The sequence below is a fragment of the Acidithiobacillus sp. IBUN Pt1247-S3 genome (assembly GCF_041146875.1).
Lineage (GTDB): Bacteria > Pseudomonadota > Gammaproteobacteria > Acidithiobacillales > Acidithiobacillaceae > Igneacidithiobacillus.
Map to the genome: position 1 here is coordinate 1 of NZ_JBFRXP010000063.1, position 1,305 is coordinate 1,305.

General features: G+C 45.5%; 2 protein-coding genes. Both read left to right on the forward strand.

The features are described from left to right. Positions 1–187: hypothetical protein (locus AB4090_RS15035; protein ID WP_369574686.1), on the forward strand; the 187-nt coding region annotated here is incomplete at its 5' end. 257 nt (positions 188–444) lie between these two features. Next, positions 445–1,284 carry a tetratricopeptide repeat protein gene (locus AB4090_RS15040; protein WP_369574687.1) on the forward strand — a complete coding sequence of 280 codons (840 nt, stop codon included), beginning with the start codon at positions 445–447 and terminating at the stop codon, positions 1,282–1,284. Positions 1,285–1,305: the final 21 nt, after the last annotated feature.

Consider the following 1,305-nt stretch of genomic DNA (forward strand, 5'->3'; position numbering starts at 1 on the left):
CTTGCAAAAATTCACGGCGTTTCATGAATGGCTCTCCTTCAATATGAGCTGCAACCCTCTGGCAGATATTTTACGTAACCATTTTTTGACAACCATGTCTGCCGCCGCCAAAAATGTCAGAACAAACATCCACGCCAACAATTTTCACAATGTTCGCCGAACACAGATTAGGGATAACCAAAAATAAAATTGAGGTTAAGGATTTCCTATTTCTGACTCATAACATCAAATGAATAAATGACAGTTTGCAAAAATATTACATGGCATCAGAATTCAGAACCAGAAGGAAACTTTAACGGGAAAAATATCAAAGTCCACACGATACAATAAACAGAGTGGCTCATGGAGTGCTTATTTGTCCTGAACGCGCTCTGAAAATGTTAACGCTATTTATAATAATTAGAGAGTTGCTTTTTATTTTATGGAGCATTCACTATTTTGCACTTGTCATTCGATCCAAACAGTGTTTCAATATTTTATATATGCATTCCTGATCAAGAAGTAATACAATCGGAGATGATTTTGAGGCGATATCGTACTTACTTGACCAGTGTTCTCGTGTTGGCGGCCTTCGTTGTTCCAAGTGTGAATATGGCATATTCGGCGCCCTTGGCAGTGAGTAACACTGCGAATCCCGGCTCAGAAGGCACCGCCAATCAATACATAGTACACTCCCATGCCATACACCTCGCAGACCAACAAATTATCGCCTTACTTAATCGAAACCAGTACAAAGCAGCGATTCTATTGCTACAAAAGGCAATCAACGAAGATCAAGATGCCTGGGCAGCCGACACAATAGGTCACCTGTATGCTAGCGGTCTCGGCGTCACAGCCGACGCGAAAGAGGCATTCCGCTGGTATCTTTGGTCGGCGGAGCATGGAGGCCACTTCGCCCAGCGTCAGGTTGCCAATGCGTATTTGAACGGCTGGGGTACTAAGCGCAGCCCCCAAAAAGCTGCGTACTGGTTTCGCCAGGGGATGGCTCCCTCCCAGGTGGCCGGCACAGAATACTGGCTCGCCAAGACCTATGCCCACGCCAAGCTGGCGCCGCCGAATCCGCAAAAAGTTCATTATTACAAGCAAAAAAGTGTGCAAACATTGCGTGATCTGGATCAAGAGCCTAATGGGGCCGCGGCTTACGATCTGGGTATTGCCTACTTGTATGGTAATGGCGTCGCACAAAATCGGCAAAAAGCGCTGACATATTTTCGCCAAGCGATGCAACTACAATATCCTAAAGCGGCAGCCGCTATACACCAGTTGCAAGGACAAGGTTCATGAAACGTCGCGAATTTTTGCAAA